This is a genomic window from Leifsonia sp. SIMBA_070, from assembly GCF_046534635.1.
In the GTDB taxonomy this organism is placed as follows: domain Bacteria; phylum Actinomycetota; class Actinomycetes; order Actinomycetales; family Microbacteriaceae; genus Leifsonia.
The window spans coordinates 1-383 of record NZ_JAWRYK010000059.1 but is presented as its reverse complement, the minus strand read 5'-3'; the positions used below and the strand labels follow the sequence as shown (position 1 = coordinate 383).

1 rRNA gene is annotated in these 383 nt (G+C 52.5%); it reads left to right on the top strand.

Features of this window, described 5'->3' with window-relative positions:
* A 23S ribosomal RNA gene (locus SB754_RS19400) occupies nt 1-383 on the top strand; the annotation flags it as partial.

The following is a 383-nucleotide window of genomic DNA, read 5'->3' as shown; positions in this document are numbered from 1 at the left end:
GTCTTTGATTCCCCGCTGCCAAGAAAAGCTTCTAGCGAGATAAAAGGTGCCTGTACCGCAAACCGACACAGGTAGGCGAGGAGAGAATCCTAAGGTGTGCGAGAGAACTCTGGTTAAGGAACTCGGCAAAATGACCCCGTAACTTCGGGAGAAGGGGTGCTTTCTTAACGGAAAGCCGCAGTGAATAGGCCCAAGCGACTGTTTAGCAAAAACACAGGTCTCTGCGAAGCCGTAAGGCGAAGTATAGGGGCTGACACCTGCCCGGTGCTGGAAGGTTAAGGAGAGGGGTTAGCGTAAGCGAAGCTCTGAACTGAAGCCCCAGTAAACGGCGGCCGTAACTATAACGGTCCTAAGGTAGCGAAATTCCTTGTCGGGTAAGTTCC